The sequence below is a fragment of the Parabacteroides acidifaciens genome (assembly GCF_003363715.1).
In the GTDB taxonomy this organism is placed as follows: Bacteria; Bacteroidota; Bacteroidia; order Bacteroidales; family Tannerellaceae; genus Parabacteroides; species Parabacteroides acidifaciens.
The window spans coordinates 26,614-51,374 of record NZ_QREV01000001.1 but is presented as its reverse complement, the minus strand read 5'-3'; the positions used below and the strand labels follow the sequence as shown (position 1 = coordinate 51,374).

Annotated in this window: 21 protein-coding genes; 14 read left to right on the top strand and 7 right to left on the bottom strand. The window is 47.4% G+C overall.

What is annotated here, in order from left to right; all coding sequences use genetic code 11:
* Positions 1-690: 690 nt before the first annotated feature.
* From DWU89_RS00200 to DWU89_RS00190, 3 genes are all read left to right on the top strand, one after another.
* Positions 691-2,028 carry a TolC family protein gene (locus DWU89_RS00200; protein WP_115497685.1) on the top strand — a complete coding sequence of 446 codons (1,338 nt, stop codon included), beginning with the start codon at positions 691-693 and terminating at the stop codon, positions 2,026-2,028.
* Positions 2,029-2,068: 40 nt separating this feature from the next.
* On the top strand, positions 2,069-3,319 hold the full coding sequence (locus tag DWU89_RS00195) for an efflux RND transporter periplasmic adaptor subunit (protein WP_115497684.1): 1,251 nt from the start codon (positions 2,069-2,071) through the stop codon (positions 3,317-3,319).
* Between the two features lie 152 nt (positions 3,320-3,471).
* A complete protein-coding gene (locus DWU89_RS00190; protein WP_115497683.1) occupies positions 3,472-4,710 on the top strand; it encodes a serpin family protein in 1,239 nt (412 codons plus the stop codon).
* Here DWU89_RS00190 and DWU89_RS00185 read toward each other — a convergent pair.
* The 7 genes from DWU89_RS00185 to DWU89_RS00155 are packed head-to-tail and all read right to left on the bottom strand — an operon-like array spanning position 4,682 to position 11,165.
* Positions 4,682-5,137, bottom strand: a complete 456-nt coding sequence (locus tag DWU89_RS00185) for a HyaD/HybD family hydrogenase maturation endopeptidase (RefSeq protein WP_115497682.1) — start codon at positions 5,135-5,137, stop codon at positions 4,682-4,684. The genes DWU89_RS00190 and DWU89_RS00185 overlap by 29 nt on opposite strands.
* Positions 5,130-5,870 (bottom strand): Ni/Fe-hydrogenase, b-type cytochrome subunit, encoded by a 741-nt coding sequence (cybH, locus tag DWU89_RS00180; protein WP_115497681.1) that lies wholly within the window; start codon positions 5,868-5,870, stop codon positions 5,130-5,132. Before cybH ends, DWU89_RS00185 begins: the two co-directional genes overlap by 8 nt.
* 12 nt (positions 5,871-5,882) lie before the next feature.
* Entirely contained in the window at positions 5,883-7,604 is a 1,722-nt protein-coding gene (locus DWU89_RS00175; RefSeq protein WP_115497680.1) for a nickel-dependent hydrogenase large subunit, read from the bottom strand.
* A gap of 47 nt (positions 7,605-7,651) precedes the next feature.
* Positions 7,652-8,749, bottom strand: coding sequence for a hydrogenase small subunit (locus DWU89_RS00170; protein ID WP_115497803.1), 1,098 nt, complete (start codon positions 8,747-8,749; stop codon positions 7,652-7,654).
* Between the two features lie 36 nt (positions 8,750-8,785).
* Entirely contained in the window at positions 8,786-9,826 is a 1,041-nt protein-coding gene (hypE, locus tag DWU89_RS00165) for a hydrogenase expression/formation protein HypE (RefSeq protein WP_115497679.1), read from the bottom strand.
* 11 nt (positions 9,827-9,837) lie between these two features.
* A complete protein-coding gene (gene hypD, locus DWU89_RS00160) occupies positions 9,838-10,941 on the bottom strand; it encodes a hydrogenase formation protein HypD (RefSeq protein ID WP_115497678.1) in 1,104 nt (367 codons plus the stop codon).
* Positions 10,938-11,165 carry a HypC/HybG/HupF family hydrogenase formation chaperone gene (locus DWU89_RS00155; RefSeq protein ID WP_115497677.1) on the bottom strand — a complete coding sequence of 76 codons (228 nt, stop codon included), beginning with the start codon at positions 11,163-11,165 and terminating at the stop codon, positions 10,938-10,940. Before DWU89_RS00155 ends, hypD begins: the two co-directional genes overlap by 4 nt.
* Before the next feature lie 192 nt (positions 11,166-11,357).
* Between DWU89_RS00155 and hypF the strand changes: the two genes are divergently transcribed.
* The 11 genes from hypF (at position 11,358) to DWU89_RS00100 (ending at position 24,757) form a co-directional block, all read left to right on the top strand.
* A complete protein-coding gene (gene hypF / locus DWU89_RS00150) occupies positions 11,358-13,640 on the top strand; it encodes a carbamoyltransferase HypF (protein ID WP_115497676.1) in 2,283 nt (760 codons plus the stop codon).
* Between the two features lie 34 nt (positions 13,641-13,674).
* Positions 13,675-14,016 carry a hydrogenase maturation nickel metallochaperone HypA gene (gene hypA, locus DWU89_RS00145; RefSeq protein ID WP_115497802.1) on the top strand — a complete coding sequence of 114 codons (342 nt, stop codon included), beginning with the start codon at positions 13,675-13,677 and terminating at the stop codon, positions 14,014-14,016.
* 11 nt (positions 14,017-14,027) lie between these two features.
* Complete coding sequence (gene hypB / locus DWU89_RS00140; RefSeq protein WP_115497675.1) at positions 14,028-14,795, top strand: hydrogenase nickel incorporation protein HypB; 768 nt, start codon at positions 14,028-14,030, stop codon at positions 14,793-14,795.
* Between the two features lie 79 nt (positions 14,796-14,874).
* Positions 14,875-16,935: an acetate--CoA ligase family protein gene (locus tag DWU89_RS00135; RefSeq protein ID WP_115497674.1), complete on the top strand. Its 2,061-nt coding sequence runs from the start codon at positions 14,875-14,877 to the stop codon at positions 16,933-16,935.
* A gap of 265 nt (positions 16,936-17,200) precedes the next feature.
* Positions 17,201-19,921, top strand: coding sequence for a pyruvate, phosphate dikinase (gene ppdK, locus DWU89_RS00130; RefSeq protein ID WP_115497673.1), 2,721 nt, complete (start codon positions 17,201-17,203; stop codon positions 19,919-19,921).
* Positions 19,922-20,148: 227 nt separating this feature from the next.
* Positions 20,149-20,541, top strand: coding sequence for a LytTR family DNA-binding domain-containing protein (locus DWU89_RS00125; RefSeq protein ID WP_115497672.1), 393 nt, complete (start codon positions 20,149-20,151; stop codon positions 20,539-20,541).
* A complete protein-coding gene (locus tag DWU89_RS00120; RefSeq protein ID WP_115497671.1) occupies positions 20,538-21,194 on the top strand; it encodes an FHA domain-containing protein in 657 nt (218 codons plus the stop codon). The genes DWU89_RS00125 and DWU89_RS00120 overlap by 4 nt, the downstream gene beginning before the upstream one ends.
* A 132-nt stretch (positions 21,195-21,326) precedes the next feature.
* Positions 21,327-21,566: a hypothetical protein gene (locus DWU89_RS00115; protein WP_115497670.1), complete on the top strand. Its 240-nt coding sequence runs from the start codon at positions 21,327-21,329 to the stop codon at positions 21,564-21,566.
* Positions 21,563-22,078, top strand: a complete 516-nt coding sequence (locus DWU89_RS00110) for an FHA domain-containing protein (RefSeq protein WP_115497669.1) — start codon at positions 21,563-21,565, stop codon at positions 22,076-22,078. Before DWU89_RS00115 ends, DWU89_RS00110 begins: the two co-directional genes overlap by 4 nt.
* 14 nt (positions 22,079-22,092) lie before the next feature.
* Positions 22,093-22,896, top strand: a complete 804-nt coding sequence (locus DWU89_RS00105) for a PP2C family protein-serine/threonine phosphatase (RefSeq protein WP_115497668.1) — start codon at positions 22,093-22,095, stop codon at positions 22,894-22,896.
* A 43-nt stretch (positions 22,897-22,939) separates the two neighbouring features.
* Positions 22,940-24,757 (top strand): serine/threonine-protein kinase, encoded by a 1,818-nt coding sequence (locus tag DWU89_RS00100; protein ID WP_115497667.1) that lies wholly within the window; start codon positions 22,940-22,942, stop codon positions 24,755-24,757.
* Positions 24,758-24,761 lie beyond the last annotated feature (4 nt).

The window sequence follows — 24,761 nt, the reverse complement described above, 5'->3', positions numbered from 1 at the left end:
TTAACTCCCGGAGAATCGAATATTTGAAAATAAAACGGACGGCGTCCCAAATATCGCAAGGAAATTCAGGTGCTTTTTTGCCATGAAAACGGTTCTCTTTTCAATTACGACCGTCCAAATCGCCATTACGACCGTCCTAATCTTCGCGAGGTGCCGAGTGCACTACCTATTAGCACGGTCGTAATAGAGATTAGGACGGTCGTAATGGCTGAAAACACTCAAAAAAGAGGAAAAAGTCCCATTTTGACGCCCAAAAAGCAGATTAACATTTATTAGATTTCGAGTCTCTCTTAAACCTGAAAAATGCGTTTTATACAATAAGCCCCCCGGATAGTTGAAAGTTAAGAGTTGAAAGTTGAAAGTTAGAAGGGATCATATTTAAGAAAAAGTGAACCATAAGAGCAGGCTTCGTAGGGGCAGTTCGCGAACTGCCCAATAGCGACGGATGGAAACTTTTGTTGACACGAAGGGCGGTTCGCGAACCGCCCCTACGAGGTCTGTTTGATTCACATCTGCAAAAAAACGAATCCCCGAATAAAAAAGGCTTTTGCCATTGTCTAATTCTTTTACAGCACTGTCCAATTTTTTGACACTCGTTCAAAATGAATATATTATTAATGCTTTGTATTATAATGGATTGACTATTTTGGCACGCTCTTTGCATTTTATCAGGTAGAAAATAATACAGCAATGAAAAAGATAATAATTACAACAGTTCTTTCGTTTAGCCTGCTTGCCCCGATGTTGGCGCAGGATAAAATCTGGAGTTTGGACGATTGCATGCGGTATGCGGTGGAAAACAGTCCGAAGGTGAAACAACAGGCCTATACAAATAATACATATCAAGCCGAGCAACAATCGGCTGTAGCCTCTTTTTTACCTACTATCAGTACACAGGTCGATGCTCAATACAGGTTCGGTCGTTCTGTTGACCCGGGGACTAATACTTATGTAAATACGTCAACCTTTAATAATGGCTATGGTGCTTATGCTTCATTGCCGCTTTTCAGAGGGGGACAGTTGATTAACCAATGGCGTCTGGCCAATGTGAACCGCCATATGGGTAGAAATGATTTGCAGAAACAAAAAGATGATTTGGCAATCAGTATTATGGATGCCTATATTACCGTCGTGTATTACCAGGGACTGGTAAAAATGTGTGCCGATAAGTTGGAAGATAGTAAGCGCCTTTTATATAAAACCCAACGTCAGGAAGAATTAGGGCTTAAAGGTAAGGCGGATGTTGCCCAGATCGAGTCGCAGGCTGCCGGTGACGACTATAATCTGACGCATCAGCAGAATCTCTACAATACGGCGATGATGACATTGAAGAATGCGATGAACTATCCTTCCGATTTGGAACTGGAAGTCGATACGGCTGTACCACAGGTAGAAAGCATACGGGCCGAAGAGTCTATCAGTGCGATACAGGATTATGCCATGGCAAATAACCCGACCGCCTTGCAGGCCGAGTTTCAGTTGAAAACCAGTAAAATGAATTATTTAATAACAAAAGGGAAATTGCTTCCGTCTCTCTCTGTCGAAGCCGGTATTTCGACCAGCTATTTTGAGAATTTAAAGTCTGAAACTGCTGCATCTTCTTTCAAAAGCCAGTTTAAGAATAACCGCGGGGAATATATTTATTTCAGTTTTAGTTTTCCATTGTTCGATGGCTTATCACGTATAACCAATCTGCGCCGGGCCCGCAATAATGTCCGGATCGCTTACGAAAAGCAAACGGAGACACTTCGTCAGCTGCAGAAAGATGTAGAATTGGCTGTCCTCGACAGAGAAGGTTATGCAAAGGAAACGATTCAGATGGAAAAGAAAGTAAAAGCTGATGATTTGGCATATCAGGTTACACTTCGTAAATTTGAAGAAGGATTGATGAGCCCGCTCGATGTACAGACAAATGCAACGACTTTACTGAACTCAAAAGCCGATCTTTTACAGAGACGTCTATTATATCTGATGAAATGCAGGCAAGTCGATTACTATAAGGGCCAGCCGCTTATAAATGAGAATTGAGAATTTAGAACTGAAAAATAAGAAATAAAAACATACAATCATGGATATACAGTTAGAAAAAAAGAAAGGTCTTCAGAAGAAGCATATTCCTTATGTGGCAGGTGGTGCTTTCTTCCTGGTTTTGGTAGGATGGATCATTTTCGGTGATCATGCTTCGACATTGAAGGTGGATGCCCGCGGTATTAACATCGGGAATGTGACAAGAGAACAGTTCAACGACTTCGTTCGCGTGGACGGACAGGTGCAACCGATCACAGTTGTGCAGCTCAGCCCGGAAGAAGGCGGTATCGTGCAGGAAAAAGTAGTGGAAGAAGGTGCACAGGTGAAGAAAGGGGATGTTATTGTCCGTCTTTCCAACTCCGGCCTCGACCTGCAGATTCTGGATGCGGAAGCCCAGTTGGCGGAAAAGCAGAACTTCCTGCGTAACACACAGGTGGCAATGGAACAGGATAAGCTGAATAACCAGTTGGAAAAGGCTCAATTAGATGTGGATATCACACGCTTTCGCCGTGCGTACAACCAACAGAAGAAGCTGTATGAAGAAAACCTGATTGCCAAGGAAGAGTTTCTGAAAGCGCAAGAAGACTATGAACTGGCAAGCAAGAAATATAATTTGGTTGTAGAACGTTTGCGTCAGGATTCCATCTCCCGTACAATCCAGATGGAAGAAATGGAAACCAGTTTGGCTAATATGCGTAAAAATATCGCATTGGTACACGAACGGAAAGAACACCTGAATGTCCGTTCACAGATCGACGGAGAGTTGGGTTTGTTGGATGTTGTTTTAGGCCAGAATGTTTCTGCCGGACAGAAGATCGGACAGATCAACGACCTCTCGGATTATAAGATCGAAGTCATGATCGACGAACATTATATCGACCGCGTGAAGCAGGGATTATCAGCAACTTTCGAACGCCAGGGCGCAAACTTCGCATTGAGCGTACGCAAGGTTTATCCGGAAGTACGTGACGGCAAGTTCCGTACGGATTTCGTTTTCACAGGCGAACGTCCCGATAATATCCGCAGCGGACAGACTTATTATATCAGCCTGGAACTTGGTAAGCCGACAGAAAGCATCATCATCCCGCGTGGAACATTCTTCCAGAGCACGGGCGGCAGCTGGATTTTCGTACTCGACAAAGACGGCAAGAAGGCTTATCGCCGCAAGATCAAGATCGGCCGTCAGAACCCGCAGTACTATGAAGTGATCGACGGTCTGGAAGCAGGCGAGAAAGTTATCGTTTCCAGCTACGAAAGCTATAAGGACAACGAAGTTTTAGTATTGGAATAATATTACTGGACGCAGATAGCGCAGAGGACGCAGAATAACGCAGACAATCTTCTGTGCTATCTGCGTCCGGTAAATTTTATCCGAAGATGATGCAAGGTTTCTTTTCGCCTTGCATTTATTGTATATAAACTAATTATAAAACGAAAAGAATCATGAAGAAACTTGTTTTTGCCTTATTTGTACTTTGTGCGTTCGCCTCTTGTGATAATGGCGACGATGTTCCGCGTAAAAAAGACCGCACGGATATTCCGTTGACCAAGTCCGAACAAGCCCTTGCCGATGCAGGCAACGATTTCGCCTTTTCCCTGTTCCGCCAGGTCAGCAGCAGCCATGCACAGCCGGCTAATATTATCCTGTCGCCGATCAGTGTCAACTACATGATGTCCATGCTTAATAACGGAGCGGCCGGAAAGACTGAGGAAGAGATCGCCTGGACATTGGGCTTTGAGGGAGCGCAGCCTGATGAGATAAATGCGTATAACCAGAAGATGCTTGTCGCCTCTGCCGACATCGACCCGCAGGTAACGGTTCATACGGCAAACTCCATTTGGGTAAGAAACGGACTTAACGTGTTGCCGGCTTTCCGGGAGGCGAATGAGTCCTATTATAAAGCTACTGTGCGTAATCTGGATTTCTCCAAATCGGATGCCTTGAAACAGATCAACGACTGGACTTCCAAGAATACGGATGGCCGGATTCCGAAGATATTGGATGAGATCAATCCGAATGCGTGCATCTATTTACTGAATGCAATTGCTTTCCGGGGCGAATGGAGCACGCCTTTCGAGACAAGCAATACGAAGAAGGATCTCTTTACCGATGCACAGGGACGTGAGCAGGAGGTGCAGATGATGAATGCCTCTTTTTCCGGCGTTGTTTGCGAGCATGAGAAGTATCGTATGTTGTCACGCTCATACGGCAACGGCGCGTTTTCCATGTCGATCCTGTTGCCGGACGAAGGTGTGACGAATGCCGAAGTGATCGCCTCGTTGACGGGTGAATCGTGGAGGCTGCTTCCCGAGAACCGTAATGGTTATCAGATTCATTTGAAGTTGCCCCGTTTCTCGACTTCATACGATATCGAACTGAATGATGTCTTGCAGGCATTAGGCATCACATCGGCATTTTCCGCTGCGGATGCAGACTTCTCCAAACTGAGCCGGGAACGGATCTTTTTGTCGCGCGCCTTGCAGAAAGCCCGCATAGAGGTAGACGAGGAAGGGACGAAAGCCGAAACCGTCACAATGGGAGAGGGCTGGGTCTCTTCGCCGGGCCCGAGACCGGAGATGCAGAAGATGGATTTCTTCGTGAACCGCCCGTTTATTTATCTGATCAGCGAATACAGTACGGGCGCGATCTATTTCATTGGTGAGATAAACAGGATCGAATAAGCTCTACCACCTTCGGAACTGCCGCTTCCACAACAGGCGTCAGTTCCATTCCCACCTCGCTGATATCCGCTGCGGAGATAACGATCAGTTGGATATCCGGCAGTTTCCCAGTCAATATCATTGCCTCGATCATGTCTCGGAGACCGATCTCGTGCGCACTCATAAGCGGAGGGAAGTCTGTTGCATAGCGCGGACGGATCAGGCGGATGGTGCCCGGCAGATTATCGTCGAGCGTGGCGTCGACCATGATAATACGGTCGTAATCCTGTATCCAGGCGATCAGGTGCAATCCGCCTGTCCCGCCGTCCATCAGGGAGACGTTGGGAGGCAGTTCCTCGTTTTCCAGGGCGCGGATTACGTGGATGCCGACACCTTCGTCTTTCAACAGCAGGTTGCCGACACCCAGGATCAATATCTTCTCATTCATTTTTGCGGGCTGATTTGGTGATTGTTTCGGCTGTCTCCGTGACTTCTTCCTTATCGGCAATCTCTTCTTCGATAAACTTCCAGCCGCCGATGATGGAGGACGTTTCGCCACGTTGCTCGATATAATCATGGTAGAACACCAGGTAAATGTGCACGATCGCGAAAAGGATGAAGAACCACATCAGGAAATGATGAATCTCGCGTGCCACCAGATCGCCGCCCATCAATGGGACTGTCCAGGCGAAGAGTTGCGGAAATATGGACTCGCTCATCTTGGCATACAGGCCGAATCCGGTTATGGATTGCAGCAGGAAGGCCCAGAAGATGCCGAAATAGATCACACTCGCCAACGCGTTATGCCCGATACTGTCTACCGGCTTGTTCTTGATCATCAGGATATCCACTTTTATCACTTCGACAATCTCTTTCCATTGCGACTTCTTCAGCGGGATGAAGTTATTCCAGCGCGCATACCGGTTCCCGACGAATCCCCAATACAGGCGGAAAACGAAGTTGAAGAAGAACACGAACGCCGCCACAAAATGGATGAAGCGCACCGTCCCGAACCAATAACTGAAGTTAGCCTCCGTTTCTGTCATGATGGCGGGCGGATCGGCTATGATGAAACCGGTGATGCAGAGTATCACGATACAGAGTGCATTCAACCAGTGATAGATGCGCACGGGAAGCTCCCACACATATACTTCTCTTAAACGTTTCTTACGACTTTTCATTGAACTGCATGATTAAAACATATCCATTTGATGCACATATTTCCCCTCTTCGTCGTACAGGTGCACGGCACAAGCTAAGCAGGGGTCGAACGAGTGGATGGTACGGAGAATCTCCAACGGCTGCTTCGAGTCGTAGACCGGCGTACCGATCAGGGCCGATTCGTAGGCGGAAAGGATGCCCTTTTCGTCACGCGGAGAGGCGTTCCAGGTAGTCGGGACAACCATCTGGTAGTTTTTTATCTTCTTGTCCTCTATTACGATGAAGTGGGCGAGGGCTCCGCGCGGCGCTTCGGTCAGGCCGACACCTTGTGCCTGTTTGGGCCAGGTTTCCTTTTCCCACATATAATGGTTGACCATGCGGGAATCGCCGTTCTCCAGGTTCTTGATCAGGCGGTCGTAGAACTCCAATGCCCAGTCGGCAGCTAATTTGCTTTCCAGTCCGCGGGCAGCCGTGCGTCCGAGAGTCGAGAAGAGGGCTTCGGCCGGCAGGTCGAGCTGTTTCAGGGTGTCGTCGATCAAGGTCTTTTGCGGTTCCTTGCCGGCGGCATACGCCACGATCATACGGGCCAGCGGACCGACTTCCATCGGTTCTTCCTTCCAGCGCGGCGTCTTGATCCAACTGTATTTGTCTGTCACATCCAGGTGTGTGTAGGGCGGACGGGGGCCGGTGTAGTTCAGGTTCGTTTCGCCTTCGTACGGATGCAGGCCGGCTTTGTCGCCTTGCGTATAGGTGTACCAGGAATGGTAGATATATTCCTTGATCTCTTCGGACGAGTTGGCATCGACGGGATGCACCCGGCTCAGGTCGCGGTTCAGGACGATCCCGCGCGGCATCTTGAAGCTGTCCGTATCCCCATATTCGAACATCGGGAAATCACCGTAGGAAAGATAATTCCTGACACCGCCGCCGATTTTGCTCCATTCGTCCTTATAGACATTCGCGATCATCAGCAGGTCGGGCACATAAACCTGATCGATAAAGGTCTTTGCCTCTTGTAGCTTTTGTTTGACCAGGTCCAGACGCTCGGTGTTGACGGCGTTGGCCTCGTTCAGGTCGATGCTGCACGGCATACCGCCCACTAAGTAGTTCGGATGCGGGTTCTTGCCACCGAAAACGGCATGCACTTTCACCACTTCCTTCTGCCATTCGAGGGCTTCGAGATAGTGGGCTACGGCAATCAGGTTCTGTTCGGGTGTCAGTTTATAGGCCGGATGTCCCCAGTAGCCGTTGGCGAAGATGCCGAGCTGTCCGCTGCCGACAAACTTCGTGAGCCGTTCTTTCAGTGCCGTGAAATAGCCGACAGAACTTTTCGGCCAGGGCGAGAGTTGTTGGGCAAGCACTGAAGCCTGGGCGGGATCAGCTTTGAGGGCGGAAACGACGTCTACCCAGTCGAGCGCATGCAATTGGTAAAAATGGACGACATGGTCGTGCATATATAAAACTGCCTCCATGATGTTGCGCACCAATTGGGCATTGGGAGGTATCACGATATCGAACGCATTCTCAACCGCCCTGACAGAACAAAGGGAGTGGATGGAGGTGCAAACCCCGCAGACACGTCCTACGAATACCCAGGCATCGCGCGGGTCGCGGTCTTTCACGATTGTCTCGATTCCGCGCACCATCGTACCGGAGCTATATGCGTCCTTGATCTTACCATTCTCTATTTCGGCCTCTACACGAAGATGGCCTTCTATGCGGGTAAGCGGGTCTACTACTATTCTTTCTGACATGACTCTTTTGAATTAATAATTGATAATTAAGAATTAAGAAATGGAGGTTAGATGGTGGATTTGCTTTCGGGCTCATCGTTGTCGATGAGTTCCTTCTTGCGTATGTTAGTGGCTACGGCGTGTACGGCAATACCGGCAACTGTCGCGGCGCCAACTGCCAGGCCGATCTGGTCGGCAGTTGCCTCGATACCGAAGCCATGCACGTCGGGCAATCGTTTATAGAAGGGGCTCATGTCCCAGAACCCTGCTTCGCTGCACCCTAAGCAAGGATGCCCGCTCTGGATCGGGTAGCTGGTGCTCTCGTTCCATTTAATGATACCGCAGGAGTTATAGGTGTTCGGCCCTTTGCAGCCCACCTTGTAAAGGCAGTAACCGCGTTTGGCATTCTCGTCGTCAAAACTCTCGACAAAGAGGCCGGCGTCGAAGTTGGCGCGGCGGTAGCAGGTGTCATGTACGCGGCGGTTGTAGAACATCTTCGGACGTCCTAATGCGTCGAGCTGCGGCATGCGGTCGTAGGTCAGCATATAGACGATAACGCCCGTCATCACGTCAGCGATAGGAGGGCAACCCTGCACATTCATCAGCGGTTTGCCTTTGATCAGTTTGTGGATGGCTTTCGCTCCTGTCGGATTAGGATTGGCGGCTTGTACGCAGCCGGCCGATGCGCAATTACCCCATGCGATGATCGCTTTCGCCCCTTCGGCGCATTCTTCGACGATCTGCATCGCGCTCTTTCCGCCGACACAGCAGTAGGCTTCATCGCGGGTAGGGATGGAGCCTTCGATCATCAGGAGATATTCTCCCCAATATTTCTTCATGGTCTCCTCTTTGCAGGCTTCAGCCTGGAAACCGGAGGCAGCCATCAGCGTCTCGGTGTAGTCGAGCGAGATGTTATCGAACAGCAGGTTCCCCACCGTAGGATGATAGGAGCGGATGAACGATTCGCTACAGCAGGTGCATTCCTGCAGGTGGAGCCAGATGACAGGCAGTCGGGGCTTCGTTTCGAGTGCTTTTACTACTTGTGCCACACCGCTCGATTCGAGTCCGATAAGGGCGGCAACGGTGGTACAGAATTTCAGGAAATCCCGGCGCGAGATGCCTCTCTCCAGGCATTCTTCGTAGATAGACGGTCTTTTATTATCCATATCCTTAGTCATTTGTGTTTCTTTCTTCTCCCTAAATCAGCATATCCTCGGCAACTGTTCCCCGCTGAGCATATCGACGATCCGGTAGTTGCCATACAACGTTTTCATCTTCACCAACGGTTTGCCTTTCATGGCGATATGGCCAATAATGGCAGCTCCTTTCCCTTCGGGACAGTTTCGCATGATAGCGAGCGCTTTGTCCGCCTTCTCTTCCGGCAGGATTGCCAGCACCAGGCCCTCGTTGGCCACATAAAGCGGATCGAGGCCCAATATCTCCGAAGCTCCGCGCACAGCATCCGGGATGGGCAGCGAAGCCTCGTCCAGGATGATCTCCACGCCGGCAGCCTGTGCGATCTCGTTCAGTGTCCCGCTCACGCCTCCCCGTGTGGGGTCGCGCAGGACATGGACGTCCTCTATAGAATCCAACAAGCCGGCAATCATATTGTTCAGCGAAACCGTGTCGCTTTTCAGGTTTGTCTCGAACCCGAGGCTTTCGCGGGCGGAGAGGATGGTGATGCCGTGAGGGCCGATCGGTCCGCTGCATATCACCACGTCGCCGGGTTGTGCTCTGTCGGGGGAGATGCGGACACCTTCGCGTACGACACCGATGCCGCTTGTATTGATGAACAGTTTGTCGCATTTGCCCCGTTCCACCACTTTCGTATCGCCAGCCACGATCTGCACGCCAGCCCGTTCGGCAGCAGCTTTCATCGACCCGACGATGCGTCGGAGGTCAGACAGCGGAAGCCCTTCTTCCAGTATAAACCCAGCTGTCAGGTAAAGCGGACGGGCGCCACAGCAGGCAAGGTCATTCACTGTCCCGTTCACGGCCAGATCGCCGATATCACCGCCGGGAAAGAAGATCGGGTCTACTACGAAGGAATCGGTCGAGCAGGCCATCCGCCTGGCTTCCACTGGAAAGACGCATCCGTCGTGGTCCTGTTCCAACAACGGGTTGCGGAAGGCAGGGTAGAAAATGCCGCTGATCAGTTCGTGCGTCAGCCGTCCCCCGCCGCCATGTGCCAGCAGCACGCAGTCGGAGTCGGTAAAAGGGAGGGGACAATTGGTTGTTATCATATCTCGTTGTCTTATTTGTATTTATAATAAGCTGCACATACACCTTCCGATGAAACCATCGGTGCGCCGGCCGGATGTTCCGGAGTACAGTAGGTTCCGAAGAAGGGGCAGTCTTTGGTTTGTTTGATTCCCCGCATGATGTCGCCGGCGATGCACCGCTCCCTTCCCACGCTCGGCGCGGAATCGCAAAGAGGCTGCTCGTCAGCCGGCAAAGGAAAACGCCGGGCGGTATCGTATCGTGCAAACGCTTCTTTCAGACGCATCCCGCTTTGTGGAATTATTCCGATCCCCCGCCATTCCTGGTCACAGCTTTCAAGCATCTCTGCCATCAGGGCGCGGGCTGCCGGATTTCCCTCTTCGGGAACAGCCCGTTTATAGGCATTTTCAACCTTATATATACCCGCTTCCAGCTGAAGCAGGCAGCGGTAAATGCCATAGAGCAGGTCGGCCGGTTCGAACCCGGTGACAACCATCGGTGTTTTATAGCGGGCGGCCAGGTGGTGATAGTCACCGTTCCCGGTGATAGCACAGACATGACCGGCTGTCAGGAAACCGTCCACGCGTGACCCGGCGTCTGTCAAGATCGCCTCTATGGCCGGTGGAACCATGAACAGGGAAGTGAGCAATGAGAAGTTATCCAGTTTCCGGCGTATCGCCTCTTTCAGGGCCATCATGTGCACAGGGGCAGTCGTCTCAAACCCTATCGCGAAAAATACAATTTGCTTATCCGGATAGCGGACAGCCAGGTCTACGGCGTCCAACGGCGAGTATAACATTCGGACATCCGCCCCGTGCGCCTTCGCCCGGAGCAGGTCTTCCCGGCTTCCCGGCACGCGCATCATATCGCCGAAAGAGGCCAGTATGACATCCTGCCGTTTCGCCAGTCCGAGCGCCCGATCGATAATCCCGACAGGTGTCACGCAGACCGGACAGCCCGGCCCGTGAAGTAGCCTGACCTTTTCCGGCAGCATCTCTTCCAGGCGATATCGGGCAATGGCATGCGTTTGTCCTCCGCATATCTCCATGATATGCCAGGGTTTCGTCACCACCTTCCGGATAGCCCGCACAAGTGACCGGACCTGTTCCGTATCCCGGTATTCATCGATGTATTTCATTCGATTGTCAGTTTCTTCAGATCTTCCAGCGTTTCGCAAGCCTGTTCGGCATCGACAACGGCAATCGCCATCCCGGCATGTGCCAGGACATAATCGCCTTCACCTGCATCGACCCATTGGATGCAGATGTTTTTCACAATCCCGCTAAAATCTACTTTAGCCATTTTAAGCTCAGGAATAGAATCGTCGACGCTCAGTATTTTTCCAGGTATAGCAAGACACATAGTAGTATAATCTTTGTTATATTTATCTAACTCCAAAAGTAGGCAATATGTTCAGAAGAAATGTATCATATCACACATTTCTGTTTATCTCCCGGATAGATATAATTTATAAGGGTTATAGAAAATAGCCATTCGGCATGTTTGTTTATTCTTAGGAAAGGGGTTACATTTGTCAAAACGTAAATTGAAAAGATGAAAAAGACGGGTGTTGTCATATCAGTTCTGACCATTCAGGGTTTAGTACAGGGAGTAGGCTTCCGCCCGTTTATTTATCGCATAGCCAGTGAGATGGGAATTAGCGGAGAGGTGGACAACCGGAACAACGGGGTCTGCATCCGTGCCGCCTTGACAGCCTTGCAGCGTGAACAGCTTATCGGGCGCATCCGGCGCGAACATCCGGTCGTGGCTTCCATCCATCGTATCTCGGTTTCGGAAATAGTGATGAAAGAAAACCCCTATACGGATTTTCGTATTACTCCCAGTCGTTCGGATTCGGACGAAGTGACGCAGGTAGCTCCCGATATTGCCGTCTGTCCTGAATGTCTGCGCGACAGGAAGGCGCAACCGCACCGCCTGCAATATCCTTTTATCAACTGTACCCTTTGCGGGCCGCGCTTTTCCATTATCTGCGATCTGCCTTACGACAGGCGGCAGACGACTATGTCGGCTTTTCCGATGTGCTCCGAATGCCGGAAGGAATATACGACCGTCAGCGATCGCCGCTTTCATGCCGAACCGGTTGCCTGTAACCATTGCGGGCCTTCTTACTACACATTATATAACAGGGAAACACTGACGGACTATCCGGAGCTGCTCGCCCTCTCGTCCCGCTTGCTTGGGGAAGGAGAGGTGATCGCGGCAAAAGGGATCGGCGGTTATCATCTGGTCTGCGACGCGACGAACGAGCAGGCTGTCGCCCGCCTCCGGGAGATCAAGCAGCGCGACGGGAAGCCCTTTGCCGTGATGTTCCGCAATCCGGAACAGGTCCGGCAGTTTGCATGGTTGAACGAGGTGGAAGAGGAATGTCTCCTTTCGTGGCGCCGTCCGATCGTGTTGCTGAAACAACGTCGTCCGCTGGCTGCCTCTGTCAATCCGGGGATGCAGACATTAGGGTGTATGCTTCCTTATATGCCGATCCATGAGGATTGGTTCGAACGGTTGGACACGCCTGTGTTAGTAATGACGAGCGGTAATCTCAGCGATTGCCCGATTGCCATCACGCCCGGAGAAGCCGAAAGGCAACTGGCGGGAAAAGTGCCGCTTTTGCTTCATCATAATCGGGATATCCATAACCGGGTGGACGATTCCGTCCTGCAGGTTTGCGGCGGACAGCCTTGCCTGATGCGCCGTTCGCGTGGATACGTGCCGGAGCCTTTCTTTGCCGATATGCCGGTGGAAGGTATTTTGGCTTTCGGTGCCGAAAAGGTGAACACTTTTGCATTGGGAAAAGGAGAGACGATCCTGCAAAGCCAGTATATCGGCGACCTGAAGAATTGGGAAACATACCAGTTTTACACGGAGTCGCTCGAACGTTTCCGTCATCTTTTCCGTTTCCGGCCGTCTCGTCTGGTGTGCGATCTGCATCCGGACTATCTTTCCTCGCGTGAAGCGGAGCGTCTCTCTTCGGACCTGCATCTCCCTTTGCTGCACGTACAGCATCATCATGCACATGCGGCAGCTTGTATGTTGGAATATGGCCTCGATGAGCCAGTGATCGCACTCGTGTTGGACGGAACGGGCTTAGGTGACGACGGCAAAGCGTGGGGCGGCGAAATATTTCTTTGCGACCGCAGGAGCTATAAGCGGCTTTCGCATCTGGAATATGTGCCGCTTCCGGGAGGTGACAAAGCATCGACAGAGCCTTGGCGCATGGCGGTTGCCTGCCTGTGGCATTATTTCGGGGAAGAACTGCCTTTCCCGTCCGGCTTTGTGCAGCGAATCGGAGAGGCTAAAATACAAATGCTTCTGAAGATGATGGAGAAAGGCATTAATACGCCTTATACGTCCAGTGCAGGCAGACTGTTCGATGCTGTCGCCTCGTTATTGGGTGTTTGCGATGTTTCCACGCATCAAGCAGAAGCGCCTGTCAAGTTGGAACAATTAGCATCGGATGAACATCAAAGCCGTTATTCTGTTCTAATAGAAGAAGAGGTTATTTCCATGCGTCCGGTGCTGAAAGGAATCTTAGAGGATCTGAACGCAGGTGTCTCGGCAGGAGATTTGTCTGCCCGTTTCCATAATACGCTGTCATGGTTGTTGTTGGAGAAAGCGAAGCTGTACAGGTTGCAGACGGGAGTGGAGAAGGTTGTGATTTCCGGCGGTTGCTTTCAGAACAAACGTTTGACGGAGCAGTTGCAGCGTATGTTTGCCAAGGAAAACATCCCCTTATATGTCCCGGGACGTATTCCCTGCAATGATGGAGGAATAGCTGTCGGACAACTGGCAATTGCAGCTTCTCTATATGAAGGAAAGTAGTATTGATTTAAAACAGAAAACATCTATCGTTGCCATGCACGAATTATCAATTGCTCAAAGTATAGTCCAATTATCCGAACAACAAGCCCGTGAACACCATTCTTCACAGATAGAAGAGGTGGAACTCGAGATCGGCAGGCTTGCAGGAGTCGAATTGCAGACGCTCGAGTTTGCGATGGAAAGTGCGGTGAAGGGAACCTTGCTTGAGAAGGCAAAGATCATTCGTCATTATATAGACGGGGAAGGACAGTGTTCCGATTGCGAGACGGTCTTTCCGGTCGGAAACTTATTTTCACCCTGCCCGAATTGCGGTTCTTATCTGGTTAATATCACAAAAGGGCGGGAACTAAGGATCAAATCAATTGTTATAAAATAAAACAAACGCTTATGTGTGGAACTTGCGGATGCGGAGAGCATCATCATCACGATCATGATCATGAACACGGACATGAACATCATCACCCTCACCATCACGATGAAGGGAAAGTCATAACACTCGAACAGGATATCCTTCAGCGCAATAATCTGTTGGCAGAACGCAATCGGGGCTATTTTGAAGCTAAGCATATTTTCTGCCTGAACCTGATGAGTTCGCCGGGCTCCGGCAAGACGACCCTGCTGGAAGAGACGATACGGCGTTTGACCGCCGGAGCTGCTTCCGGACAGTCTTCGCAGATATATGTGATCGAAGGCGACCAGCAAACTTCGAACGATGCCGACCGTATAGCTGCACTTAACGTTCCTGTTTTTCAGGTTAATACCGGAACTGGCTGTCATTTAGAGGCCGATATGGTCAATCATGCCATTAAGCATTTGAACCCTTCCGACGGCTCTATCTTGTTTGTGGAGAATGTTGGCAATTTGGTTTGCCCCGCCATGTTCGATCTCGGAGAGGCGAAGAAAGTGGTTATCGTCAGCACTACCGAAGGAGACGACAAGCCTCTGAAATATCCTCATATCTTCCTGGAAGCAGATATCTGTATCATCAACAAGATCGACTTGGCTCCTTATCTGGAGACAGATGTGGAAACATTGCGCAGCAACGCCCTGAAGGTGAATCATCACCTGCAGTTGTTCGAAGTATCGGCCACCAAAGGGACAGGAATGGATGTTTGGTGCGACTGGTTAGTGGCTGAATGTACAAAATGTAAATAAATCACCCTTGATTTAATGAATAAACGGATAAAAAGACTATATTTGTTCCCATTCATTGAACCAAATTGATCAAAATGTTATGATTAACCGAGAATTAATTAATCCTCAAAGCATCGTAGTGGTGGGAGGATCCAATAATGTACATAAACCGGGCGGCCGCTTGGTGCGGAACTTGCTGGACGGAAAGTACAAAGGCGAACTGTATGTCGTAAATGCAAAGGAAGACGATGTGCAGGGAGTAAAATCGTATCACTCCGTGCACGATATTCCGGATACGGAATTGGCAATCATCTCTATACCAGGCCCGTCGTGTCCCGAAGCTGTGGAAGTGCTTGCCAAGGAGAAAAATGTCAAGGCTTTTATCGTCGTGTCTGCCGGTTTCGGAGAGGAAACGCATGAAGGCGGCATTTTGGAAGACCAGATGCTGAAGAGCATTAATGATGCCGGGGCTTCGATGATCGGTCCGAACTGTATCGGGCTGATGAATATAAATTATCACGGTGTCTTTACCCAACCGATCCCGGAGTTTCATGCAGACGGTGTGGACTTTGTTTCCAGTTCCGGCGGTACGGCGCTCTTCATCATTGAATCGGCACTGACAAAGGGACTTCGTTTCTCTTCCGTTTGGTCTGTCGGCAACTCCAAACAGATCGGTGTGGAAGATGTCATTGAATATATGGACCGAAACTTCGATCCTGTCCTCGACTCTAAGATAAAGATGCTTTATATCGAACAGATTAAGAATCCCGATAAACTCCTGTACCATGCTGCTTCTTTAATTCGCAAAGGCTGCCATATTGCAGCCATTAAGGCGGGAAGCACCGATGTGGGCAAGCGTGCAGCTTCTTCCCATACCGGAGCGATAGCCAATTCGGACTCTGCCGTAGAAGCCTTGTTCCGTAAAGCAGGTATCGTGCGTTGTTTCAGCCGTGAGGAGTTGACAACTGTTGCCAGCATCTTTACATTGAAAGAAGTTAGAGGGAAGAACTGTGCGATTATCACGCATGCCGGCGGTCCGGCCGTTATGTTGGCGGATGCATTGGAGAAAGGACGCCTGAATGTCCCGAAACTGGATGGTCCGGTTGCAGCGGAATTGAAATCCAAACTATATCCGGGTGCAGCCGTAGGCAATCCGATCGACATAATCGGGACGGGCACGCCTGAACATCTGGCTACAGCCATTGACTTCTGTGAAAACCGTTTTGAGGACATCGACCTGATGATGGTTATATTCGGCAGTCCGGGCTTGGTTAAGCTCTATGATACCTACGAAGTTCTCCATAAGAAAATGGAAGAATGCAAGAAACCGATCTTCCCTGTATTGCCTTCTATCGTGACGGCTGGTCCGGAAGTGAAAAGTTTCGTAAAGAAGGGACATGTAAACTTCTCCGACGAGGTAACGCTTGGTACAGCTCTTTCACGCGTGATCAACACGCCAAAGCCGATGAGCACGGATATCCAGCTATATGGAGTCGATGTTCCTGAAGTTCGCCGTATTATAGATCGTTTGCCAGGCAGCGGTTATCTGAGTCCTGAAGAAGTCCGTACGCTGTTGAAAGCAGCCCAGATCCCGGTAGTGGAAGAGTTTACATCGACCGACCGCGACGAACTGGTTGCTTTTGCCAAGAAAGTGAAATTCCCGGTTGTCGCCAAAGTAGTCGGTCCTGTGCATAAGAGTGATATCGGTGGCGTCGCTTTGAATATTCGTAGTGAGGAACATCTGATATTCGAATATGAACGTATGATGCGTCTGCCGGATGTGACCGCCATTATGGTGCAACCGATGTTGAAAGGGCAGGAGCTGTTCTTAGGAGCCAAATATGAAGACCGTTTCGGACATGTCGTGTTGTGCGGCCTGGGAGGAATCTTTGTAGAAGTATTGAAAGACGTATCGTATGGTTTGGCTCCTTTGTCGTATGATGAGACGTATTCAATGATACGTTCCTTACGAGGTTATCCTATTATAAAAGGTACGAGAGGTCAGCGTGGCATCGACGAACAGCAATATGCCGATATCATCGTCCGCTTGTCTACACTGCTCCGCTTTGCTTCCGAGATCAAGGAAATGGATATTAATCCGCTTGTAGCGACGGAACGCGGGCTGTTTGCAGTGGATGCGCGCATACGGATTGAGAAATAAATACATTGTTAAAGTCTTGAAATTAAACAACCTGTATTCCGAAAGTTGGATTTGAAACTTTTGGAATACAGGTTATTTCTTTTAGGCTTTAAAAATTCCCGCACGCAAATGTAGTTATTTACCAGATATGGATAGTAAAAAATAGTTGTAAAACATCTAAAATTAATTAACTATTTATAGCTGTGCAACCTTTAAATAGCATATATTTGCATCATTGCAATCTGGAGATAGCAAAACTAAAATCTAAATTAATATACTGTCGAATATGGAAAGAAAAAGAGTTTACACATTCGGAAATGGAAAAGCCGAAGGTAAAGCAGACATGAGAAATCTGCTTGGGGGCAAAGGTGCTAACCTTGCCGAAATGAATCTGATTGGTGTTCCGGTTCCTCCGGGATTTACTATTACCACGGATGTTTGTTCTGAATATTATGATTTAGGCAAGGATAAAGTGGTCGAACTGTTGAAAGCAGACGTTGAGAAGGCTATTGCTAACATCGAGACGCTGATGAATTCAAAGTTTGGTGATGTTGCCAATCCGTTGTTGGTATCTGTACGTTCCGGTGCACGCGCATCTATGCCGGGTATGATGGACACGATCCTGAATCTGGGTTTAAATGACGAAGTGGTGGAAGGTATGAGCCGTAAAACGAACAATCCTCGTTTCGCCTGGGATTCATACCGCCGTTTCGTGCAGATGTACGGTGACGTCGTATTGGGGATGAAACCGACTAATAAGGAAGATATCGACCCATTTGAAGCAATCATCGAAGAAGTGAAGGAAGCAAAAGGTGTTAAGCTGGACAACGAGTTGGATGTAGAAGACCTGAAAACACTGGTTGCTAAATTCAAGGCTGCTGTTAAAGCTCAGACAGGCAAAGATTTCCCAACTTCTGCGTATGAACAGCTTTGGGGTGCTATCTGTGCTGTATTTGACAGCTGGATGAATGAACGCGCTATCCTGTATCGTAAGATGGAAGGTATTCCTGCTGAATGGGGAACTGCTGTCAGCGTACAGGCAATGGTGTTCGGTAATATGGGCGAAACTTCTGCAACAGGCGTATGTTTCTCCCGTGATGCCGGTAATGGCGAAGATCTATTCAATGGTGAATATCTGATTAATGCCCAGGGCGAAGACGTGGTAGCCGGTATCCGTACGCCACAGCAGATCACGAAGATCGGTTCACAGCGTTGGGCTGAACGTGCCGGCATTTCAGAAGAAGACCGCATAGCTAAATATCCTTCTATGGAAGAAGCAATGCCGGAAATCTACAAACAGTTGGATGAGCTGCAAACAAAGCTGGAAAACCATTATCGTGATATGCAAGATATGGAATTTACTGTACAGGAAGGCAAACTGTGGTTCTTGCAAACTCGTAACGGCAAACGTACCGGTGCTGCAATGGTCAAGATCGCAATCGACTTGTTGCATCAGGGAATGATAGATGAAAAGACGGCTTTGGCCCGTATCGAACCGAATAAACTGGATGAATTGCTTCACCCGGTATTCGATAAAGTGGCTGAAAAACAAGCTAAAGTATGGGTGAAAGGTTTGCCTGCATCACCGGGTGCAGCTACCGGACAGATCGTTTTCTTTGCTGACGATGCTGCCAAATGGCATGCCGATGGAAAGAAAGTCGTAATGGTCCGTATCGAAACATCTCCCGAAGACTTGGCTGGTATGGCTGTTGCCGAAGGTATCCTGACGGCTCGCGGTGGTATGACTTCTCACGCAGCTGTTGTGGCTCGTGGTATGGGTAAATGTTGCGTATCCGGCGCTGGCGCTTTGGAAATCGATTATAAGAATAAAACAGTTGAAGTAGACGGCGTTAAGTTAAAAGAAGGAGATTATATATCTATCAACGGTACGACCGGAACTGTTTATGTCGGAAAGGTTGAGACAAAAGCAGCCGAACTGTCCGGTGATTTTGCCGAATTAATGACATTGGCAGATAAATATACGAAATTACAGGTTCGTACAAATGCCGATACTCCGCATGATGCTATTATTGCCCGTAATTTCGGTGCCGTTGGTATTGGTCTGTGCCGCACGGAACATATGTTCTTCGATGGTGAAAAGATCAAGGCTATGCGTGAAATGATCCTGGCTGAAGATGCTGAAGGCCGTAAGAATGCATTGGCTAAGATTCTGCCTTACCAAAAAGAAGACTTCAAAGGTATCTTCAAGGCAATGGCCGGTTGTCCGGTTACTGTTCGTCTGCTCGATCCTCCTTTGCACGAATTTGTTCCTCACGATCTGAAGGGACAGGAAGAAATGGCAACAGCGATGGGTGTGTCGGTAAAAGAAATCCAGAAGCGTGTAGAATCACTTTGTGAACATAACCCGATGCTTGGACATCGTGGCTGCCGTTTAGGAAATACGTATCCCGAAATTACGGAAATGCAGACGCGCGCAATCTTGGGGGCTGCTTTGGAATTGAAAAAAGAAGGTATCGAGGCTAAACCGGAAATCATGGTTCCGCTGACTGGTATTTTATACGAATTCAAGGAACAGGAGAAGGTTATTCGTGAAGCTGCCGCACAACTGTTTAAGGAAGTGGGAGACAGCATCGACTTCAAAGTCGGTACAATGATCGAGATCCCGCGTGCAGCATTGACAGCTGACCGTATCGCTTCTTCTGCCGAATTCTTCTCGTTCGGAACAAACGACCTGACACAGATGACCTTCGGTTACTCTCGTGACGATATCGCTTCCTTCCTTCCGGTTTACCTGGAAAAGAAGATTCTGAAAGTCGATCCGTTCCAGGTTCTTGACCAGAATGGAGTAGGACAGCTGGTTCGTATGGCTACAGAAAAAGGTCGCGCTATCCGTCCGGACCTGAAATGCGGTATCTGTGGCGAACATGGCGGCGAACCCTCTTCTGTCAAGTTCTGTCATAAGGTTGGCTTGAACTATGTTTCCTGCTCTCCGTTCCGCGTGCCGATCGCACGCATTGCGGCAGCTCAGGCAGCTATAGAAGAATAAAACGACAGTCGATGAAAGTTCGATGCCCATGAAAATTTAGTTTCATGGGCATGAAACTAAATTTTCATCCGCATGGAACTATTTTTTCGTGCGGATGAATTTTTTTATCCTAAGGTGCTGCGAGTTGGCGTTCCGTAGAAAACTTTTTATTGACAAAAAGTGCAGGAATAAAGATAAAATCATGTATATTTGTTTCCTGATGATGAACGAATAAACAATATCTACGTATGGAGCGGTATTTAATAATTAAGACGAGAGATGAATTGTTGCGTATTAAGATAGGGCAGATCCTCTATTTTGAAGCTGATAGAAATTACACCAAATTACTATTATCCAACGGGATCCAATTCACATTCGCAATTAATATAGGGAAAATAGAAGAAATATTGGAAAAACAGGTGGCTGGCTGTAATGCAATCTTAATGCGTGTAGGCAAAAGCCATATCATCAATAAAAATCATATCCTGCAGATAAATCTTCCCAAACAGAAATTGTTATTGCTAACACAAGATGGGAAACCAAGGGAACTGGTGATATCCAAAGATCCATTAAAAGTGTTGAAAGATACGCTTGAGAAGGAAATGGGGAAGCCTGAAGAACCAAAAGCTGTTACAGAATGATTATAAAAATCGGAAAAGCGAATGATAATGACTTTGTAGTAAACGATCCTCATGTCAGCCGGTATCATGCGAGACTGATACGCGAAGAAGAGGGAGGATGTTGGCTGCTTGAAGATTTGGACTCGACAAACGGAACGTTTGTAAATGGTGCTCAGATCGTCAAAAAGCGTGTGACACCCAGCGATACTATCAAATTAGGGGATAATTATGTACTGAACATTTCAGAAGCGCTAAAATTTAATAATGATTATAGCGAAGAGTTTGCGACTTTGAAGCAAGTATATGATAATTATATTCAAGCAAAAGTTAAGATTCAGTCGTCTAATCAATTTAAAACCAGATTGTTCCAATCTTTACCTTTTGCAATACCCGGTATAGTCGGTGTTGTGATAGGTTTCTTAGGAAAGGGAAGTCCGGAATTGTTTGGAGTGAGTCTGTTTATTACGGTTTGTGCTCCGACTGTCGGTATATATTTAGGTGCGAAACAATCGGCAAAGACACCACAGTTATTGCAGGATTTGACCAATCAGTTCAAAATAGATTATGTTTGCCCCAAATGTGGAACGTTTTTAGGTGAAATACCCTGGGAGTCATTGCGCAACAGAAAACAGTGTCCGGTATCTTCCTGTAAAGCAAAATGGGTGAGTGAATAGTTTTCCGTTTTATATACTAAAAGTAATACTTTCGTACAGTAAACCCAAACATTTGATTATAAGGAACTATTTTGTATTTGGATGTCAATTCGTTTCCTTACTTTTGTTTCCAGAAAATTTAATTATAACATTATGCAAGAAGAGGATTACACATTCGTGACTTTAGACAGCGACGACTTTATGTTGGCTGACGCTGTTATCGTGGATGTGGACGGTGGAAACGACTTGTCGGATGCTGTAATGATTGATGAAAGTATCGATGCTTCTGATTTTATTACCTTGTCTGATGATACAATTATGTTGTCCGATGCAGATATGCTGGATACATATTCAACCGATATTGACGGGGCTGACATATCATTTATTTTATGATTTCCGTTAAATGTCCACATTGCCATGTAGGGTTAAAGGTAGACGAGGGGAAAATTCCCCTCGATATCACCTCTTTTAAATGCCCGAAATGCAAACAACTGATTCCCGTTTCTTTACTGTCTCAAAAGAAAGGAGATCGTACATCCGAATCGGAAACGGTTCTGATACAGCCGCTTCGCATGACAACCGGACATCTTTCTGTAATTGCAAATGACGATACGCCGGAACAGACCTTTCCTCTTCAAGAAGGCTCATATACGATCGGAAGAAAATCCAATGCCTCGAACGCTACTATCGGTATTGTAACGACTGATAAATCTATGAGTCGTGAACATATCCGGATAGAAGTAAAAAAAGATGCAAAAGGTGGATATAAACATTATCTTTCTGACAATAATAGTAAAAATCATACGTTATATAATAGCAATTACTTAGAAGATGGAGAGATTGTTGTACTGAAGAATAATGATGAGATTATTATCGGACACACAGTACTCCGTTTTAATGAATAAAAATAGTCTATGCTATGAATATAACGATCGGCAAACCTTGGGCAGTCAGTGAAAAAGGAGGCAGATTGAATAATGAAGATTCCATCTATCCTCTGCCGGAAGCGGCTAAATCCAATCAGAAGTTATTTTTGGTGTGTGATGGTGTCGGTGGAGCTGAAAAAGGAGAGATCGCCAGTTCGCTGGCCTGTGATTCTTTCCAAACTTTCTTTTCAACCTTCCGGGAAGGTGAGCCAAGCTCTGATTTCATTAATAAAGCAATTCGCTATACAGAAGCACGCTTTGACGACTATACCGCAATTCATCCGGAAGCCAAAGGAATGGCAACCACTTTGACTATGGCCTTTGTCGGAACAGCTGGCATAACACTGGCTCATGTTGGTGATAGCCGGATTTATCATTTCAGACAAGGGAATATTTTATACCAAACCGAAGATCATTCGCTGGTAAATTCACTGGTGAAATTAGGAAAGATCAGCCGTGAGGAAGCCGTAAATCATCCGCAGCGGAATGTGATTGTGCGGGCAATCCAGGGAACAAGTCGCCCGACAGAGGCAGATGTTGTCCTCCTAAACGATATTCAGGCGGGCGATTATCTGTTTATGTGTTCGGATGGCGTGCTTGAACGTCTTACCAATGAAGATCTCTCTTTAATATTTAAGCAATCCGGAGGTCCGGAAGGAATTAAAAATGCAATTATGTCTGCTTGCAGTGGTAAAACGCGTGATAACTTCTCTTTTTACATCATACCTATACAAAATGTGTTAGATTCTACAGGAATTAAGCAAAATATTCTTTCTTTCCTTTATTCTTTTATATAAATAACGTAATTTTGGCAGATTAATAGAATTGCGCATAGTAGTTATGAATTTGCCAAACGGACATGTTCTTCAGAATAGAAAATATCGGATCACTCATGTAATTGGTCAGGGCGGCTTTGGTATAACTTATAAAGGCGTCTGGTATACGGAAGTAAAGGGTGCGTTAGGTACAGTGCAAACAGAAGTTCCTATTTGTATTAAAGAATACTTCTTTAAAGACTATTGTTACAGAGATACAGCATCTTTTGCCGTCAGAGTTCATTCTGAGACAGGAAGAGTGCTTTTCGATAAATTCAAGGAGAAGCTTATTAAAGAAGCTAAAATACTATCTGAGGTTCATCACCCTCATATTGTGAATGTGCTGGAAGTTTTCGAAGAAAACGACACGGCCTATATCGCTATGGAATACATTTCCGGTTGTTCCCTCAAATATATGATGGACAGAGAAGGTGTGTTGCCGGAGGCAAAAGTCCTCAGATATGTTCATGAAATAGGAGAAGCCCTTCAGTTTGTCCACGAAAAGAATATTCTCCACTTGGATATAAAACCCAGCAATATCTTGATCGATTCATCGGGAAAAGCCCGCCTGATAGACTTCGGTGTGAGTAAGAGATATGATATCGAGCAGCAGGAAACCAGCACGACCATGCTGACTTTATCAAAAGGTTTTGCTTCGATCGAACAATATGATAACGAAGGCACACAGAGCTTTTCCCCATGTCCGGATATTTATTCGTTGGGAGCGACGATGTATAATCTGCTGACCGGAAAAATTCCGACGGAATCTATTTTGCGTGCGACACGTTCTTTACAAAACCCTTCGGAGTTGAATAAAGATATATCACCCAAAACAGAAGCGGCTATAATCAAAGCTATGCAGATTATTCCGGCTGATCGTTTTCAGACAGTGTCCGAGATGATGGCTGCATTGGATTTTCCCCCGGAAGAGGAAGAACAGACGAATAGCCTTCAGGAGACTGACGGACAAGAAGATAATGAAGAAACAACTGTTCTGAGCCAGAATGACCAACAATTGCTGAACGAGAATGACGAAGATCGTACGATTCTAAATGAAGAAGAAATTAGTCCTCAGAAGCATAAGAAAAGAAGAAAAGGGGTACTAATATCCGTGATTATTGCTATATTTGCCTGCATAGGATCTGCTGTTGCTCTTTTGGTTCAAGGAAATAAAGCGACGATAAATCCGGGTACAACGGAATTGATTAATCCGATCGAAGAAAAGGAAGATTCAACTCAAGCGATTCAGGAGACAAAGCCAGACGTAGAAAAAGATGCACTTCCTTCCGTTGAAAAAAAGGAAACAGAAATCGTAAAGCAACAACCTGAAAAGCTCACACCAACAACAGTTGTACCGGAAAAGCAACCGGAGACAAAACAGGTCTTAGCTGAAGAGAAAAAAATAACAATACAACCTGTACAACCTTCTGTTGAAGAAATTAATGCGGAATACGACGCTTTGATTGCTTCCGGTAAGGATAAAATGGGAAAAGCTGATTTTACAAATGCAAAAAAAGACTTTACTAAAGCGAAAGAAACCAAGTTAACGGAAGAAGTCGTACGCCTCCTGATCTCTTGTGATGAAAAGGAAGCGGCAAAACTTCTGGCTGATAAAAAAGACCAATATGAGGTAAAGAAGACTTTCGGAAATTATACTATCGTACGAAAGAAATCGACGAAATTATATGGCGCAATCGATGTAAATGCGAATGAACGTATTCCATGTAAATATCTGAATGTTGGAATTGCTGAGAATGGTCGTGCTTTCGAGCGTAAAGATGGTTTGTTTGACATTTATGATGCTAATGGTGTATTGGTAAATGAAGGATCAACGTATTATTAACGTG

What these genes read in the sequence shown, in the direction of transcription:
- DWU89_RS00200 (WP_115497685.1), top strand. Translation starts at nt 691, where the DNA reads ATGAAAAAGATAATAATTACAACAGTTCTTTCGTTTAGCCTGCTTGCC.
- DWU89_RS00195 (WP_115497684.1), top strand. Translation starts at nt 2,069, where the DNA reads ATGGATATACAGTTAGAAAAAAAGAAAGGTCTTCAGAAGAAGCATATT.
- DWU89_RS00190 (WP_115497683.1), top strand. Translation starts at nt 3,472, where the DNA reads ATGAAGAAACTTGTTTTTGCCTTATTTGTACTTTGTGCGTTCGCCTCT.
- DWU89_RS00185 (WP_115497682.1), bottom strand. Translation starts at nt 5,137, where the DNA reads ATGAATGAGAAGATATTGATCCTGGGTGTCGGCAACCTGCTGTTGAAA.
- cybH (WP_115497681.1), bottom strand. Translation starts at nt 5,870, where the DNA reads ATGAAAAGTCGTAAGAAACGTTTAAGAGAAGTATATGTGTGGGAGCTT.
- DWU89_RS00175 (WP_115497680.1), bottom strand. Translation starts at nt 7,604, where the DNA reads ATGTCAGAAAGAATAGTAGTAGACCCGCTTACCCGCATAGAAGGCCAT.
- DWU89_RS00170 (WP_115497803.1), bottom strand. Translation starts at nt 8,749, where the DNA reads ATGGATAATAAAAGACCGTCTATCTACGAAGAATGCCTGGAGAGAGGC.
- hypE (WP_115497679.1), bottom strand. Translation starts at nt 9,826, where the DNA reads ATGATAACAACCAATTGTCCCCTCCCTTTTACCGACTCCGACTGCGTG.
- hypD (WP_115497678.1), bottom strand. Translation starts at nt 10,941, where the DNA reads ATGAAATACATCGATGAATACCGGGATACGGAACAGGTCCGGTCACTT.
- DWU89_RS00155 (WP_115497677.1), bottom strand. Translation starts at nt 11,165, where the DNA reads ATGTGTCTTGCTATACCTGGAAAAATACTGAGCGTCGACGATTCTATT.
- hypF (WP_115497676.1), top strand. Translation starts at nt 11,358, where the DNA reads ATGAAAAAGACGGGTGTTGTCATATCAGTTCTGACCATTCAGGGTTTA.
- hypA (WP_115497802.1), top strand. Translation starts at nt 13,675, where the DNA reads ATGCACGAATTATCAATTGCTCAAAGTATAGTCCAATTATCCGAACAA.
- hypB (WP_115497675.1), top strand. Translation starts at nt 14,028, where the DNA reads ATGTGTGGAACTTGCGGATGCGGAGAGCATCATCATCACGATCATGAT.
- DWU89_RS00135 (WP_115497674.1), top strand. Translation starts at nt 14,875, where the DNA reads ATGATTAACCGAGAATTAATTAATCCTCAAAGCATCGTAGTGGTGGGA.
- ppdK (WP_115497673.1), top strand. Translation starts at nt 17,201, where the DNA reads ATGGAAAGAAAAAGAGTTTACACATTCGGAAATGGAAAAGCCGAAGGT.
- DWU89_RS00125 (WP_115497672.1), top strand. Translation starts at nt 20,149, where the DNA reads ATGGAGCGGTATTTAATAATTAAGACGAGAGATGAATTGTTGCGTATT.
- DWU89_RS00120 (WP_115497671.1), top strand. Translation starts at nt 20,538, where the DNA reads ATGATTATAAAAATCGGAAAAGCGAATGATAATGACTTTGTAGTAAAC.
- DWU89_RS00115 (WP_115497670.1), top strand. Translation starts at nt 21,327, where the DNA reads ATGCAAGAAGAGGATTACACATTCGTGACTTTAGACAGCGACGACTTT.
- DWU89_RS00110 (WP_115497669.1), top strand. Translation starts at nt 21,563, where the DNA reads ATGATTTCCGTTAAATGTCCACATTGCCATGTAGGGTTAAAGGTAGAC.
- DWU89_RS00105 (WP_115497668.1), top strand. Translation starts at nt 22,093, where the DNA reads ATGAATATAACGATCGGCAAACCTTGGGCAGTCAGTGAAAAAGGAGGC.
- DWU89_RS00100 (WP_115497667.1), top strand. Translation starts at nt 22,940, where the DNA reads ATGAATTTGCCAAACGGACATGTTCTTCAGAATAGAAAATATCGGATC.